Origin of the sequence: Paenisporosarcina sp. NPDC076907 (genome assembly GCF_050269735.1) — a bacterium.
Lineage (GTDB): Bacteria > Bacillota > Bacilli > Bacillales_A > Planococcaceae > Paenisporosarcina.
In genome coordinates, this window is the sequence record NZ_JBNNIX010000007.1 from 49431 (window position 1) to 66043 (window position 16613).

General features: G+C 38.4%; 14 protein-coding genes. 11 read left to right on the top strand and 3 right to left on the bottom strand.

Annotation, left to right across the window (positions count from 1 at the left end; genetic code table 11):
* The first annotated feature begins 76 nt into the window (after positions 1 to 76).
* The 5 genes from ACQKEV_RS16585 to ACQKEV_RS16605 all read left to right on the top strand — a co-directional run bounded on the left by ACQKEV_RS16585 (position 77) and on the right by ACQKEV_RS16605 (position 6927).
* The gene (locus ACQKEV_RS16585) at positions 77 to 412 is read left to right on the top strand and encodes a metal-sensitive transcriptional regulator (RefSeq protein ID WP_427447753.1); all 336 of its coding nucleotides are present in this window, start codon (positions 77 to 79) and stop codon (positions 410 to 412) included.
* A gap of 15 nt (positions 413 to 427) precedes the next feature.
* Positions 428 to 637, top strand: a complete 210-nt coding sequence (gene copZ, locus ACQKEV_RS16590) for a copper chaperone CopZ (RefSeq protein WP_427447755.1) — start codon at positions 428 to 430, stop codon at positions 635 to 637.
* 78 nt (positions 638 to 715) lie between these two features.
* Entirely contained in the window at positions 716 to 3121 is a 2406-nt protein-coding gene (locus tag ACQKEV_RS16595) for a heavy metal translocating P-type ATPase (RefSeq protein ID WP_427447757.1), read from the top strand.
* 174 nt (positions 3122 to 3295) lie between these two features.
* Positions 3296 to 4897 (top strand): multicopper oxidase family protein, encoded by a 1602-nt coding sequence (locus ACQKEV_RS16600; RefSeq protein WP_427447759.1) that lies wholly within the window; start codon positions 3296 to 3298, stop codon positions 4895 to 4897.
* Positions 4898 to 5025: 128 nt separating this feature from the next.
* Positions 5026 to 6927: an LTA synthase family protein gene (locus tag ACQKEV_RS16605; RefSeq protein WP_427447761.1), complete on the top strand. Its 1902-nt coding sequence runs from the start codon at positions 5026 to 5028 to the stop codon at positions 6925 to 6927.
* Positions 6928 to 7217: 290 nt separating this feature from the next.
* Here ACQKEV_RS16605 and ACQKEV_RS16610 read toward each other — a convergent pair whose 3' ends face one another.
* Entirely contained in the window at positions 7218 to 8645 is a 1428-nt protein-coding gene (locus ACQKEV_RS16610) for an MATE family efflux transporter (protein WP_427447762.1), read from the bottom strand.
* A 394-nt stretch (positions 8646 to 9039) separates the two neighbouring features.
* On the opposite strand from ACQKEV_RS16610, the gene ACQKEV_RS16615 reads away from it, so the two are divergent.
* The 5 genes from ACQKEV_RS16615 (at position 9040) to lgt (ending at position 13669) form a co-directional block, all read left to right on the top strand.
* The gene (locus ACQKEV_RS16615; RefSeq protein ID WP_427447763.1) at positions 9040 to 10401 is read left to right on the top strand and encodes a HAMP domain-containing sensor histidine kinase; all 1362 of its coding nucleotides are present in this window, start codon (positions 9040 to 9042) and stop codon (positions 10399 to 10401) included.
* Positions 10402 to 10416: 15 nt separating this feature from the next.
* Positions 10417 to 11094 (top strand): response regulator transcription factor, encoded by a 678-nt coding sequence (locus ACQKEV_RS16620; protein WP_427447764.1) that lies wholly within the window; start codon positions 10417 to 10419, stop codon positions 11092 to 11094.
* Between the two features lie 13 nt (positions 11095 to 11107).
* Positions 11108 to 12025 carry a F510_1955 family glycosylhydrolase gene (locus tag ACQKEV_RS16625; RefSeq protein ID WP_427447766.1) on the top strand — a complete coding sequence of 306 codons (918 nt, stop codon included), beginning with the start codon at positions 11108 to 11110 and terminating at the stop codon, positions 12023 to 12025.
* 14 nt (positions 12026 to 12039) lie between these two features.
* On the top strand, positions 12040 to 12774 hold the full coding sequence (locus ACQKEV_RS16630; protein ID WP_427447767.1) for a sulfite exporter TauE/SafE family protein: 735 nt from the start codon (positions 12040 to 12042) through the stop codon (positions 12772 to 12774).
* A gap of 82 nt (positions 12775 to 12856) precedes the next feature.
* Positions 12857 to 13669: a prolipoprotein diacylglyceryl transferase gene (gene lgt / locus ACQKEV_RS16635; RefSeq protein WP_427447768.1), complete on the top strand. Its 813-nt coding sequence runs from the start codon at positions 12857 to 12859 to the stop codon at positions 13667 to 13669.
* A gap of 563 nt (positions 13670 to 14232) precedes the next feature.
* On the opposite strand, the gene ACQKEV_RS16640 is transcribed toward lgt, so the two are convergent.
* Together ACQKEV_RS16640 and ACQKEV_RS16645 are read right to left on the bottom strand one after the other, a co-directional pair.
* Positions 14233 to 14817 (bottom strand): YdhK family protein, encoded by a 585-nt coding sequence (locus ACQKEV_RS16640; protein ID WP_427447771.1) that lies wholly within the window; start codon positions 14815 to 14817, stop codon positions 14233 to 14235.
* Positions 14818 to 15871: 1054 nt separating this feature from the next.
* Positions 15872 to 16072 carry a hypothetical protein gene (locus tag ACQKEV_RS16645; RefSeq protein WP_427447772.1) on the bottom strand — a complete coding sequence of 67 codons (201 nt, stop codon included), beginning with the start codon at positions 16070 to 16072 and terminating at the stop codon, positions 15872 to 15874.
* A gap of 209 nt (positions 16073 to 16281) precedes the next feature.
* On the opposite strand from ACQKEV_RS16645, the gene ACQKEV_RS16650 reads away from it, so the two are divergent.
* The gene (locus ACQKEV_RS16650; protein ID WP_427447774.1) at positions 16282 to 16611 is read left to right on the top strand and encodes a four-helix bundle copper-binding protein; all 330 of its coding nucleotides are present in this window, start codon (positions 16282 to 16284) and stop codon (positions 16609 to 16611) included.
* Positions 16612 to 16613 lie beyond the last annotated feature (2 nt).

Consider the following 16613-nt stretch of genomic DNA (forward strand, 5'->3'; position numbering starts at 1 on the left):
CACATGAATCACTATCCTTTACGTACCCCTCTGGGGTATGATATGATCGGTTTAATTAAGAATGGAGGCTGATTTTATGGGAAATATGGTGGAAGAATCCTCACTGAGTCCGGCAGTCTCTGATGCAGCATGCAGAAAAAGTCATCATCCCGAAGCAGTGAAAACAGATTTAATTCATCGCTTGAACCGCATTGAAGGTCAAATTCGAGGGATTAAAGGAATGGTGGATAAAGATATATACTGCGACGATATCATCACACAGCTTTCTGCCACCCAATCAGCTCTAAATAGTGTCGCGAAAGTGCTTTTACATGGCCATTTAAAGGGCTGTGTAGTGGACCGTTTAGCTGAAGGTGATGAAGAAGTGCTCGATGAATTATTAGTGACGATACAAAAATTAATGAGAAAATAAAAGGAGGAATTTCATATGTCAAATCAAGTTACTTTACAGGTACTAGGAATGTCTTGTGGTCACTGCGTGAAAACCATTGAAAATAGCTTGGGTGCACTTAACGGCGTGGAGAAAGTCAATGTACAATTAGATGCTGGGACAGTTGATGTAGATTTTAACAATGAAGTCGATGTTCAGCAAATTTCAGATACGATTGAAGATCAAGGATATACTGTAGAATCTTAATCAGAACATTGCTGCGTATATCGCAGTAATTTTTTTAAAAACAACATACCCCCTAGTGGTATGAAAGGAGTGGAAGACATGACTGAAAAAAAGACGGACATTGCGATAACCGGCATGACCTGTGCTGCTTGTGCGAATCGAATAGAAAAAGGATTGCAGCGAATGGAAGGAGTATCGGATGCAACAGTTAATTTCGCAACCGAAAAAGCGAGTGTTTCCTATAACCAGGAGAAAACAAACGTAACTACTTTACAGGACAAAATCCGGACTCTCGGTTATGACGTACTGAAGGAAGAAGTTGATTTAAATATAATTGGGATGACTTGTGCTGCATGTTCGTCACGCATTGAAAAAGGACTAAATCGTATGGAAGGCGTACAGAACGCATCGGTCAATCTGGCTCTGGAGACAGGACGGATTTCTTATGATCCAAGCGTTTTATCATCCGAAGATTTCATCAAGAAAATTCAATCCTTTGGTTACGACGCAAATTTCAAGAATGAACAAAAGGGCGAAAAAGTAGATCACAGAAAAGTGGAAATTCAAAAGAAAACGCATCTATTCCTAATGTCTGCGCTATTGTCGCTTCCACTATTATGGACAATGGTGGGACACTTTACATTCACTTCGTGGATGTACGTACCAGAAATATTGATGAATCCTTTTGTGCAATGGGCACTCGCCACACCTGTACAATTCTGGATAGGTTGGACCTTCTATAAAGGCGCATATTTTGCACTTCGAAATAAGAGTGCCAATATGGATGTATTGGTTGCATTAGGGACTTCCGCAGCCTACTTTTATAGTGTTTATTTAGTATTGACCAATATAGAGCATACAGGTATGCACAGTGTTGGGCTGTATTTTGAAACGAGTGCCGTATTGATTACCTTAATCATTCTAGGTAAAGTGTTTGAAGCCCGGGCGAAGGGGCGTTCCTCTGATGCCATCCAAAAACTTATGAAACTTCAACCCAAAATGGCTTTCGTGGAACGAGACAGCACTACGCAAGAAATCCCGATTGAGGAAGTTCGAAGAGGAGACGTTTTGCTGATAAAACCAGGTTCATCAATTCCGGTGGACGCGAAAGTCATTTCAGGTAATTCTGCAGTGGACGAGTCGATGTTGACTGGGGAAAGTTTGCCTGTCGATAAAGCTACTGGGGACGTAGTCTATGCGGCTACCGTCAATGCCAACGGAACATTGCGTGTAAAAGCTCAGAATATCGGTAAGGATACAATTCTTTCTAATATCATCCGAGTAGTTGAAGAAGCTCAGGGATCAAAAGCACCAATCCAACGATTAGCAGATCAAATCTCAGGTATCTTTGTTCCAATCGTCGTAGGTATCGCTCTTCTTACGTTTCTCGCATGGTTCTTCATTGTTTCACCTGGTGATTTTGCAAGTGCACTTGAAAGTACCATTGCGGTACTTGTCATTGCCTGTCCTTGTGCACTCGGATTGGCAACACCAACCTCCATTATGGCGGGATCCGGTCGTGCTGCTGAGTTAGGGGTTCTGTTTAAGACGGCAGAAGCCATGGAAAACACCAAACACATCGATACGATTGTGCTGGATAAAACGGGTACAATCACGAATGGCCGTCCGGAAGTGACAGAATTTGTGGTGATAGAAGGGTTTGAGCGTAACCGTATCGTGTCATTAGCTGCTGCTGCTGAAAGCCAGTCGGAACACCCGGTGGCTACTGCGATAACTGCGTATGGCGATAATGAAAAACTTGCTGTTGAATTATTTGAAGCCATTCCTGGACACGGAATTCGTGCAGTAGTTGATGGTTCAAATCTATTGATTGGTACTCGAAAGCTCCTGAATGAATCCCAAGTAACATTCGATGAAACAGGAGCAAGCATATTAGAATCCCAAGGTAAAACCGTTATGTTTATGGCTGTAGAAGGTAAATATGCTGGAATGATAGCCGTTGCAGATACTGTAAAAGACTCTTCTGCCACAGCTATCTCAGAAATGAAGAAAATGGGATTGCATGTGGTTATGCTAACAGGCGATCAAGAAGGCACGGCGCGTGCGATTGCCGCACAAGTAGGGATAGAAGAAGTATTCGCTGGTGTGTTGCCAACTGAAAAAGCAAACGTTGTGGCGAAGTTGAAAGCAGATGGCCGACGGGTGGCGATGGCTGGTGATGGACTGAATGATGCACCGGCTTTAGCAACGGCTGATGTTGGGATGGCCATGGGCACTGGTACGGCAGTCGCGATGGAAGCTGCGGATATCACCTTGATGCAGGGTGATTTGATGCGAGCTGTTGATGCGATTCTAATGAGTCGGTTGACTGTACGGAATATTAAACAAAACCTGTTCTGGGCGTTAGCCTACAATGCAGTAGGGATTCCTATTGCAGCTGCCGGTTTTCTAGCACCATGGTTAGCAGGTGCCGCAATGGCATTTAGTTCTGTATCCGTTGTCCTGAATGCATTACGTCTACAACGTGCAAAGCTAACGAAGTAATGTCGAAAACGACTCACAGAGTGGGTCGTTTTTTACTTGCTACAAAAGAATAAGTGAAGTGAGGGAAAACTAATCATATATTTTGTGGAGATTTTAGTCCATCAAGTTATCTGCATAGATTCTCCATACTTTATGTGTAGTATTGATTAAGAATTAACAGGGAGGTTTTCAACTTTGACAAAAAGACTAATACAGATCTTTGGCCTTCTCCTATTCATATTAATACTAGGTGCATGTTCAAATTCAATGCTTGGCATGGACCACAGCAATATGGATATGGGAGAGAAACAAGAACCAAATGGAACAGCTGAAGACACAACAACTAAGGGATTACAACAAACCGTCTCCACTGAGAAAATAGAAGAAAATGAATTTACCTTAGTTGCACAAGAACGTAAGCACACATTAACAGAGGGTAAAGATATAACTGCGTGGACTTTTAATGGCTCGGTCCCAGGACCTGAGATTAGAGTTCAAGAAGGGGAAAATGTTAAAATCCTCCTTAAAAATGAATTGAAAGATCCTGTAACAATCCATTGGCATGGTATACCTGTACCTAATAACATGGATGGAATACCTGGAGAAACAATGAATGCTGTCCAACCTGGTGATGATTTCACTTATGAATTTAAAGCCACTGTCCCAGGAACGTATTGGTATCATTCTCACCAAGATGGGGTTAATCAAGTAGACAAAGGTCTCTATGGTTCAATTATTATTGCGGGTAAAAATGATGGTAATTTCGATAAAGACTATACGCTAGTATTTGATGAGTGGATGAGTGACATGAAGTCAATGCCGACGGATGACAGTTCAGCATCTAGTGCTATGGAAGGCATGGATCATAGCGATATGGAGATGAATGAGGAATCAAACTCTGAAGATTCTGCTATGGGACATGACATGAACAGCATGTATGATATTTTTACCATCAACGGAAAAAGTGGTAAGAATGTTTCCCCTCTCCTTGTAAAAGAAGGAGGTAAAGTGAGACTACGTTTAGTTAACGCTGGTTTTATGTCCCATAAGATACACTTACACGGTCATGACTTTAAAGTCATCAGTACTGATGGCCAAGAAATAAATGAACCTGCCGTAATTAATGATGAATTAATATCAATCGCTCCTGGCGAACGATATGATATAGAATTCACTGCAGATAACCCTGGTAATTGGTATATTGAAAGTCACGGAGAAATGGAAGCCACACAAGGAATGAAAGCCTTAATTCAGTACGAAGATTTTTCTGAAAAAGGTATTGATCAGCCAAATGAGAAAGAAAACTTGCCATTATTTGAGTTAACCTCATACGGTAACGGTGAGAGAACCAAGTTTTCACTTGATCAAAGGTATGATTTAGAATACACAATGGACCTCAACACTGTTTCCGACGGTAGTAAGGAGAAGTACACAATAAATGATAAAATTCATCCAGATACAGAGAACCTTCAAGTCAAAAAGGGTGATTTAGTAAAAGTGAAATTTGTCAATAACTCTAAAAATGATGACCACCCCATGCATTTGCATGGTCACTTTTTCCAAGTGTTAAGCAAGAACGAAGTGTCAGTTAAAGGATCGCCAATTTTCAAAGATACTTTGAATCTAAAACCAGGTGAAGAATATGTTGTAGCATTTAAAGCGGATAATCCAGGTAATTGGATGTTCCATTGTCATGATTTGCATCACGCATCTGCCGGAATGGTCACACAAGTAACTTATGATGGATTTAAACCTGATTTCACCCCTGATCCTAATGCGAATAATCAGCCAGAATAATGTACTAGGAAATAGTGAGTATCTTTCAGTCAGAAGGTTGTCGGATGACCCTATGTGAAAAATAGGGATTGTACGACTATTTTTTGGCGGAGAAAAATTAGAAACAAGTGATGAGGAGAATGTTAGGAATGAAGAACAAAAAGTACCCTAAACATTCGATTTTGGCGACAGCTGTTTTACTTACATGGATTAAGACATATGTGGTATACCATACGAGTTTTGATATGGAAATTGAAAATATCATGCAACAAATAATCTTGTTTATAAATCCATTAAGCTTTTTGCTTGTGGTATATGGTGTTTCATTATTCTTTAAATCCGCAAAAGTCAGAAATCGATATTTACTAATAACCAGTTCAATTTTAGCGATTATCTTATACACAAACGTCGCATTTTATCGCTTCTTTAGCGACTTCATCACATTTCCAGTATTATTCCAAATGAACAATTTTGGAGATTTAGGCAAGTCTGCAGTTGCAAGTATCTATATTACAGATGTCATCTATTTCATTGACGTTATTCTATTATTTGCTGCTATGAAATGGGTGCCAAATGGGAGAGAAGCAACAATTGTCAAACCTGCCATACGTAGAGCTTATTTTGTATTATCTGCAGCAATCCTATTTTTGAATTTAGGACTTTCAGAAATTGAACGTCCTCAACTCCTAACACGCAGCTTTGATCGTGAATTGTTAGTTAAAAATATCGGTACGTACAACTACCATTTATACGATATTTATATTCAATCAAAATCGCACGCAAAACGTACCTTAGCGGACGGCAGTGAGTTAGTCGAAGTAAATAACTATGTTCGATCAAATCAAGCCGCACCAAATTATGAAGTGTTTGGAACTGCAGAAGGAAAAAATTTGATCGTTGTTTCATTAGAGTCTCTTCAATCCTTTGTAGTGAACGCGGAGATGAATGGAGAGGTGGTCACACCTTTTTTAAATGAATTAACAAAGGATAAAGATACGTATTACTTCCCGAATTTTTATCATCAAACGAGCTTAGGTAAAACGTCTGACGCTGAGTTCGTAGTTGAAAATGGATTGTACCCTTTAGGTGGCGGAGCTGTATTCTTCACCAACAGTGGGAACACTTTCAATTCTATGGCTGAAAAATTAAATGAAAAAGGGTATTTTTCAAATGTTATGCATGCCAACAACAAGAGTTTCTGGAATCGAGACATGATGTATAATGCATTAAATGTCGAGAAATTCTATGATGTGGAAAGCTATGATGTCACTGAAGAAGATTCGGTGAACTGGGGATTGAAAGATATTCCGTTCTTTAAACAATCTGTTGATTACATGTCAAAATTGCAACAACCTTTCTATTCTCGATTACTTACGTTAACGAATCACTATCCATTCTATTTGGAAGAAAAAGATCAATTTATTCCTGAGTATGATTCCAATTCAGGTACAGTGAATCGCTATTTTCAAACCGTTCGTTATATGGACGAGTCAGTGAAATCTCTATTTGCAGATTTAAAAGCAAAAGGTTTATATAAAAATTCAGTTATTGTGATGTATGGTGACCATTATGGTATTTCGGAAAATCATAATGAAGCGATGGCACAATATTTAGGAAAAGAAATTACACCGTTTGAAACTGCGCAATTACAACGGGTGCCGCTGTTTATTCATATTCCTGGTTCTAATCAAGGTGAAGTAATAGAAGAAGTAGCTGGGCAAATAGATATTCGTCCTACATTATTACATTTACTTGGTGTTGAAACTCGTAAAGATATGCAACTTGGGGCGGATGTTTTCTCTAAAGATCATGAAGAGTTTGTCATATTCCGTGATGGACGCTTTGTTACTAACGAAGTGGTCTATGCAGGAAATGTTTGTTACAACAAAGAAACAGGCAAAGAAACAGAAGAGGAAGCGTGTGCCCCTTATATTGAGCGTGCATCAAAAGAACTTGAATTTTCGGATGAAATTGTTAATGGAGACTTACTTCGTTTTTACGATGAAAAAACAGGGAATCTCTTAAATGATGAAACAACTGAGGGTAAATAATCTTTCTATTAATAACCGCCAAAAAGTGTTCACACACTCTTAGGCGGTTATTTTGATGTATTTAACACAGTTGGCTAATAGACGTACTACTTTTAGAGGGAAGGAGAATCAGGATCTCTAAATGGCAGTTTAGATTTCATGCATGATTATAACCCTCTCATTCCGGTACGTTCCCTCATTTTCGTCTAACAATAATTCAACGACCTTAGGGTTTTCGTATTCCTTCAATTTTTGTATTCTTATAATAAGAAGCATGGATAATCTTCTTACTTCTCTTTGAATAGGCTGTGTTAGTAGTTATTAACGCATCCTGACATAGTTTCTTTTGATGTCTGCGGATGACATTCAGATTCTACATCTTTTTCACCAGCAATCCATTTGCCACGTGCGAACTGTATAGCTAAGACCACGGCTCTAAAAGCAATATCAATCCCAATTGCAAGCCATACACCGAGAAGTCCCCACTCAAGATGAATTCCTAATACATACACCAGTAACGCACGAATTCCCCACATACCTACTGCTGTCAGGTACATTGGATACTTCGTGTTGTTCGCACCCTGAAATGCACCAGTAAGAATGAGTAGTAAAGCCAGAAATGGTTGGAAAACCCCCGAAACTTTTAAGGCAGTACCGATATTGTTAATTACCTCTGAATCATCCGTAAATAAGCTTCCTGCCCAGCCTCCTAAAGTAAAAAGAAGGACTCCAAAAATAGTCATCAAACCGATACCAATCGATGTGCAGAGCACGGCAAATTTCTTTGCCTCGTCTTTGTTTCCTGCCCCAATTTGCTGCCCAACGAGAATGGTTGCTGCGGTTGCAAAACCGTATCCAATCATGTAGGAGAAAACTTCTACATTGCCAGCTATTTGATGAGCTGCAAAAACATTTGTACCTAGAGTGACAATCAATCCAAAGTAAACAATTTGTCCGATTCTCATAACTAATCTTTCGCCAGCGGCAGGCCCACCGAGAGTTATTAATTCACGTATGTGATGTTTATCCGGCTTCCAGTAGTCCTTCCGAAACGAAAGGACGACGGAACGTTTTATATAATAAAGTAGAGCTAAACATCCAATAATTCTTGCTATGACAGTAGCAATGGCAGCTCCAGCAATACCCATTTCGGGAACAAACCAAAATCCGAAAATAAAAATATAATCCAAGACGCCATGTACGATATTAATTAATATAATGACTTTCATTGGAGCTCGAGTATCACCAGCTCCTCTTAATACCGCGCTTAATACAAACATTAATGACATAAGAACTGAAGGAATTGCTACGATTTTAAAGTAAATTTCCCCTGCCTCTAAAACGTTGTCTTCTATTCCCATCAACTTTAACAATGGTCCTGCAAAGACCATAGTAATGATTCCTGTCATTAAGCCAATCAAAACGGCCAATATAATTGATTGTTGAGCAATATGGCGGGCTTTTTCTGGCTGTTGTGCTCCTAGATAATTCGCAATCCTAACATTTGCTGCGACACCAACTGCCATAAACAGCGCGAAATAAATGGCAAGAACAGCATTAGTTACACCAACTGCTGAAACTTCAGCAAGGCCAATTTTCGACACAAAGTATGTATCAACAAGGCCAAGCAGTGTCTGAAAAAAATTTTCAATCACCGCCGGTATTGCTAACACTAAAATAATCTTTATCTTATTCTTTGTATTCTCTACATGCTGTATATTTCCTCCATGTCTCTCCACCTTTAATGATAAGCCCTCCTTGCATGCATAATACATATCTTCTTCATTATGCTCTTTGGAATGTGAAGGTATTCTTGCACTTCGAAAATACTATAAGGTGTTGAGTATATTCAGTTGCATAAAATACTATTAAATGAAAATTTTAATTGATTTTAGTTTTCCAACAGTTCTTGTTAGGTTAGGAGTAGGCTGCATTTGGTTTTTTAGATACAATCTAATTTTACAAACTCTATGCATTCTAAGGTTTTATCAATTAGGAGTATTGCGAAAAATGTTATTGTTATCCAAGTTGAATTGATATTACCAAACTATTAAATGATATTATTGTGTCTGCATAATTTCTTCATATTTTTCAAGTATCATTAGATTATGAACAAAGGGATGTGATTTTGTTATGAATAAAATTTCGATTAAGTTGGCTACCTATTTTATTGTGACGGTTCTGATTATGGAATCAATGCTCATGTTGTATCTTCATCAAACGATAGTACATACCAGGATCAATGAAGAATTTTCTCAGCTGATGCTAAAAGGCTCAAATCATCGGGACGTATTGGAAGACAATTTTTCGGAAGATACAATGCGTCATATTGTGTTGATGGAGGATGTTAGTGAACGGCGAGTTGCCATCACGGACGATAGGTTTAAATTAGTAATTAGTTCAGAAGGGAATAGTGCAAATCTAGAAACTTTATTGACCCGTCTATCGAAAGAGAAATTCATTGAAGATCAAATAATTGAAAAAAATTGGGATGATGAAGAGTTTATCTCGAGTATCCATCCATACAAAGTAAAAGATGGCCAATCTGGCTATGTCATTATGTTTCAGAGTACGGAAAACATTCAGTTTCTTGTAAACAAACTGAATTTCCATTTTCTTTTAGCAGGATTGGCAAGTTTAGTTACCTTGTGTATTGCATACCTCATTCTTTCGAGGTACCTAACTCGTCCTTTAATTCGGATGAAAGAAGCTACCAAGAAGTTAAGCAGAGGGGACTTTAATGTTAAACTCCCTCCACAAGGAAAAGATGAGTTGGGGGATTTATCGAACGCTATTCAAAAATTAGCCTCTGATTTAGAACGAATAAAGAAAGACCGTATCGAATTTTTGGCCTCCATTTCCCATGAATTGCGTACGCCGCTAACATATTTATCGGGCTATTCAAAGGTTGCGATGAGATCAGAATTGAATGTAGAGGAACGTCAAAAATACCTTTCAATTATTGATGAGGAATCCATACGATTGGCGGAATTGGTGACGAATCTCTTTGACATGGCCAAGATGGATGAACCTAGTTTTACGGTCTCGAAACAACCGTTCCAAGCATTTCCTTTCTTTTCCCATCTCTATGAGAGAATGCTAGCATCGTTTAACATAAAGGGCATTGAATTGGAAATGAAGTGTGAAGAAAACTTTGAAGTCTATGCGGATCCATTGCGCTTGGAACAAATCGTGATGAACTTACTAGATAATGCACTTAAGTACTCTCCCGAAGGAACAAAAACGATATTGGCCATTACACAAAATAATGAGAAAACGATAATTCAAGTAATCGACCAGGGAATTGGCATTAACGAAAAGGATTTGGAGAATATATTCGACAGATTGTTCAGAGTAGAAAAGTCCCGTTCAAGAGAGTATGGAGGATCCGGGCTGGGTCTTTCCATTGTGAAAGAACTGACAGAAGCTCATGGGGGCAGAATTGAAGTGGAAAGTGAACTAGGAAAAGGAAGCAAATTCACTATCGTCCTGTAGGAAGGAGTAATGATGATGACGACAATTTTATTGGTGGATGACGAGCAGAGAATGTTGGATTTACTTGAGTTATTTTTAATGCCAAATGACTACAAATGTCTAAAAGCCAAAAGTGGAGAAGAAGCATTAAAATTACTTGCATCAAAAGAGATTCATCTCGTTGTCCTGGATGTCATGATGCCCGGCATGGATGGATGGAAGACGTGTGAGGAAATACGAAAAAGATCCGCTGTTCCAATTCTTATGTTAACAGCGAGGACTGAAAAATCGGATGTGGTAAAAGGATTGAACGTTGGGGCTGATGATTATTTAACAAAACCTTTTGATGATCAGGAATTACTTGCCAGGGTGAATGCATTACTAAGAAGATTACCTGCGGTAAAACCCGATTTAAAAGTAATAAAATGCGATGAATATGAATTGGATACCAAGTCTTATACGTTACATTTCCGAGAAAATCAAGTTGGTCTGACCATGAAAGAATATAAAATTATTGAAGCTTTAATCAGCAATCCATTGCGTACGTATACAAGAGAACAATTACTTTTAGTCGGATGGGATTATCATTCATCTACGGATATTCGAACAGTGGATTCTCATATACGAAATTTGAGGGACAAGCTTAAGAATTCAGGTTTTCCAACTGATCAATTTTTAAATACGGTATGGGGAATCGGCTATAAATGGAAATGACGGAGGTTTAAACATGTATAAGAAAATAGGTTTGATAATAGTTGGTTTGACCTTGTTCTTAAGTGCCTGTAATTCAAAAGACCAGGAAACTTACACTTTTGAAGAAGTGAAAGATGAAAAAATTGATCATATGCACGGTCTCGGATATACGAATGGGAAAGACACGGTAGTGATTGCTACTCATGGAGGGCTATACGAATACGATGGAAAATGGAAGGCTGCGACTAGCAGAAAACATGATTACATGGGATTTTCCGCTGTTAATGAGGGGTTTTATTCCAGTGGACATCCAGAGCCAAACTCTGATTTAAAAAACCCTTTAGGGATTATTAAAAGTGAAGACAAAGGAGCCAGTTTTAAACAATTGGCTTTTTACGGGGAAGCTGATTTTCATTACATGACGGCTGGCTATAAAACGAATACGATTTATTTAATCAATGAAACGTCGAATGAGAATCTTGATTTTGGATTGCATTATTCAAAAGACGAAGGGCAAAGTTGGACAATGTCCAAGATGGAAGGGTTTAAATCCAAGTATATATCTAATCTTGCAGCACATCCAACACTTAGTTCACAACTGGTCATTGGAAGCCAAGAGGGATTGTACCTTTCCACAGACTATGGGAATACATTTACCCGTTTAGGGTCACCTACCGTAATTACGTACGTTACTTTGACTGAAAAAGCTGGGATATATGCAAGTATTGAAAAAGAAAAAGTAAAATTAATGAATTTGAATTTGGATAATAATGATTTAGAAGAAATGAATGTACCTGATTTCAGTCAGAACAATCCAATTGTCCAAATTGCCTTGAATCCGACAAATGAACAGGAAATTACAATTGCGACGTATGAAAATGATATTTATCAAACAAAAAACCAAGGGGTAACTTGGAAAATGATTGCTGAAAAAGGGACATTGCAAGAATAGGAAGGGAATTAAATATGTACAGTTTTTTGTCAAAAATCAGCTCGACATTAAGTGAACCTTTTAGCATCTTTGCTCATTCCTTTTCCGAATATCCGATTTTGGTAGCGATATTTCTTGGAATCGTGGGAGCAGTAGCCCCCTGTCAATTGACGGGGAATATAAGTGCGATTACATATTATGGAAATCGGACCATTCAACACCGAACCGAATGGCTCGATGTTCTTTCATTCATTCTCGGAAAAATTGTCGTGTTCAGCACTTTAGGTCTTCTCGTTTGGCTCTTTGGTCAATCGTTTGAAAAGAACATGATCACGTATTTTCCTTCTTTAAGAAAGATTGTAGGTCCGTTAATCGTTTTTGTAGGACTGGTATTGCTAGGAATTTTCAAGCTTAATGTGATCAATAGGATTACAAGTAGGATTCCACTTAGGCTAAGAAAAGGAAAATTGGGTTCTTTCTTGATGGGTGTCAGTTTCTCAATTGCTTTTTGTCCAACCATGTTTGTTCTTTTCTTTGTTTCGCTGATGCCTTTGGTTTTAACAACTCCTTATGGTTTGGTACTACCAGCCATCTTTGGAATCGCAACATCCTTGCCTATATTGCTTGTACTGGCAGCCATGTGGTTCCTTGAACTAGACAAACGTACATTCAATAAAAGTAAAAAAATTGGGGCAATTATTCAAAAGTACGCTGGTGTATTACTGATTATTATTGGGGTATTTGATACGATTACTTACTGGAGTATCTAACATGGGGATAAATTAACATAAAAACATACCGCTAAAGTAAGGTGCTTCTAATGCAGCTATGTGGTAATGGGAGGAAACAAACATGAATTTATTGCTAGGCGCTATCGATCCGATCGCTTTTTCTCTCGGACCAGTAGAAGTACGATGGTACGGCGTCATTATCGCTTTGGGTATTGTTATAGCTTTTATTGTGGCTCAAAAAGAGCTGGTGAAACTTGGTTTTCATCAGGATTTCTTAACCGATTTATTAGTATGGGCTGTACCGCTCGCCATCTTGGGTGCACGGTTGTACTATGTTCTGTTTAAATGGGAGTACTATATTGAAAACCCAGGTCAAATCCTTCAGGTATGGGAAGGTGGTCTGGCGATACATGGAGCATTAATTGCATCGTTCATCGTTGCGTATCTTTTTACGAGAAAGCGCAATGCATCGTTTTTAAAAGTAGCTGATATAGTTGCACCAAGTATATTAATTGGCCAAACAATTGGCCGGTGGGGAAATTTTATGAATCAAGAAGCCCATGGTGGACCAGTTTTAAGGGGCTTTCTGGAGAATATGTTTCTACCGAATTGGATTATTGAACAAATGAAAATTGATGGTGTCTATTATCATCCAACATTCTTATATGAATCGTTGTGGAACTTTACAGGTGTTGTTCTCCTGATTTTACTTCGTCGTGTGAATTTACGTCGCGGGGAAATGTTCTTAACTTATGTCATTTGGTATTCAATTGGTCGTTTCTATATTGAAGGGATGAGAACTGATAGCCTTTATTTGGTTGGAGAACTCCGTGCGGCTCAAGTCGTATCTCTCATGGCGATAGTAGTTGCAATCATATTCTTTGTGTATAGAAGGGTTATGATGAAGAAGTCTTTACGATACCAGGATGCCTAAGGTGTTATAAATGAACTGCTGTTTCCTAGTTGAGAGCAGTGTGGTAGAGAAAAAATGATAAATGTTCAATAATTGCTAAGCAATTTGAAATCTATAATGGCTGACCCGAAAACTCTAATAATTAGAGTTAGGGTTAGCTTTTTTTCTTGCCAAGCACATTAGCCATTAATAAAACAAACCGCAATTCTTCTAATACCTTTTACCATTTAGAAGTCTTGTAAGGAGAATGGGATATTAAAAATTGCAGCTGTTTCGTTATGAGGCGTCCTGTTTTCACTCATATAATTTAGTACGTATAGTTTATACTTACTGGTCTAGTTTGTATATGATTTAAAAAGTCCTTCCACTCCAGTGTACTCGTATTGTAAAACCCATTTATTTATCGTAGATGCGAACGTTTTAAATGATTCGGCTATTGAAGAATAACCACCATGCCCATCTAAGAACCTTTGTTTTGTATCCAACTTTTTCGCTATCGTAAATTTCGTCAAAAAAAACTGCATCTCCAAATGTTAGTTTTGTCTAACATTTGGGGTGCAGTTCATTAAGGATAAGCTCTTTTCTTATTCAGCGGACAGTTCACTATCTGTAACCCATTTATGATTGGTCACTTTTTCTCCACCGTTAGTCGGTGTGTAATCGATCATATATACTGTTGTTTGTTCAGCAGAATCAATTTCTGCAGTTGCACCTTTCATGCCGTCCATATGGTTTGCCTCAACCGTAACTTCCTCACCAGGTTCGAATGGTTCTTTCTCAGCATCTTTTATCTCTTCATGGATAACCCATTCATGATTTTCCACTCGCTCTCCTCCAGTAGTCGGAGTATACGAAATGGTATATACCGTAGTCTCAAATGCCCCAACGATTGTTGCTTCGGCACCTTTCATGCCTTCCATGTGATCGGCTTGGAGCACAGCTGTGCTGCCAACCTCATAAGTAGGTTTTTCTGCCTCTGCCAACCCTTCAGGAATTTCTCCTGAGCCGGAATGGTCCATACCCTCCATACTGTTTTCAGAACTTGAATCCTTCATATTTTCGTGATCCATGTCTTCCATGTTATCTTTTTCGGGAGAGGAGTCTGAGCATGCACTTAGGGTAAGCGCTAGAGCAGGGACAAGAATTAATTTTTTGTACGAATGTTTCATCTGTAAATCACTCCTTAAGCGTTATGAAGAGAGTATACCCTCAAATTATGCAAAAAAAATGCAGAACCCTCATTTTCTAAACTATTTCTTGGAAATTTCTAGACCCCTCAGACAAGAGTAAGGTGGTATCAAGCAAAGTAACAGGTAATGACAAGTTCGCATTTCGCCATCATGAACCTCCCTAACTATATCCATAGGGCACCGGGTTGAGGAGTGAGAACTCATGATGGTGAATGGATGAACATAATTGGATTACTATTCTTACTCAGATCTCCTACGATATATATATTCTCTTTTAAAAAGTGATGCCAAAACCATTACACTAACTAAAGTGAACAATATTAAGGGTAATTGTAAATTAAAGGATTTCATTAGTCCGTTTATGATTGCGATCTCAATTAGCACAGAAGGGATTTTTCCAATGGTACTTACCATCATAAACTTCCATTTTCCAATTGAAGTGAACGCAGCCCCAGCAGTTACCAGCCCAGAGGGAACAAAAGGGAGGATACGAAAAAAATAATGGTTATAAATACAACACGATTGGAACTACTTTGTATCCTAGTCCAATATGAATGGGCTCTCCAAGTCGGTTTTATCTTTGAAGCTCCCATTTTATATAAGCCAAATCCAATTTGTGTGCCGATAATCTCTCCCAGTAAGGATAAGGATGTACCTAATACGATACCGAACGTCGAAAGGTTAATTGCAGTAAGGAAAGCACTAGGGATAAAGCCGAGAGCATTGAAAATGCAATTAAAAAAGAGTAAGACTGAAAATTTAACGAAACTATGAGAGTTATCTAACATTTCTATGTAGTCCTGCATGAATTTTCTCCTGTTATACAGACAGAACTTTATTAAGGTTGTCCTTTTTAAAAATAATGTTCTGTGACTGCGGCCGCATCAAAATGATTTTTGGATTCTCGTTTTGTTTCGTTATAAAACCCTTCTCTAAATGGTGGGAAGAGTATCCCCGCCATTTATACAGAAAATTATTTTTTCCAGAACATAAAAAACAGGACTAAGAGAAGTCTTAAATCCTGCGGTTATTATTAAAAAATGATTTCAATTGATTTTAGCTCCCCCACAGTCCTTTTTAACATAGGCTTAGATGGCCTTTCAATCTCACCTTCAAAGCCAGAGCTTTCCAATGCTTGTAGCATGAAGTTAATCTGTTCTGCGTTCAAAGAAACATCGAGATCCCAGACATCATTATCTTTAAAATTGTAAATCAACTTATATTCTTTCTTCATGAAATCACCCCCTTTGATAAGAACTCAATACTTTCTATTATGTAAGAGTAGTGTTTTTGTATATAAACAGAATACATAAGAAATATGGAGAAATTATGCAGAAGTAAATATATTTTCGTGAAAATGCAAAAACTATTAGATGTATGACAATTTCGTAATTGGGAAACATGAAGGTTGACTAAATGAAAACCAATTTAAGGAGGAATAGCATGACGAATCATCAGCATGAAGAATGCCTTAGAGCCTGTTTAGAATGTCTAGAAGCTTGCAACACATGCTTTACTGCTTGTCTGAAGGAAGATCATAGTAGCATGTTGAGCGATTGCATTAAACTGGACAGGGAGTGTGCAGATATATGCAACCTTGCGATTACTGCTATGCAGACTGAGAGCCGACATATGAAAGAGATTTGTACTCTTTGTGCCTTGATATGTAGATCATGTGCTGAAGAATGTGCCAAGCATGATCATGAACACTGTCAAAAATGTGCCGAGGCTTGCCGTAAATGTGCAGAAGCCTGTGAAAAAATGGCTGGATAAAA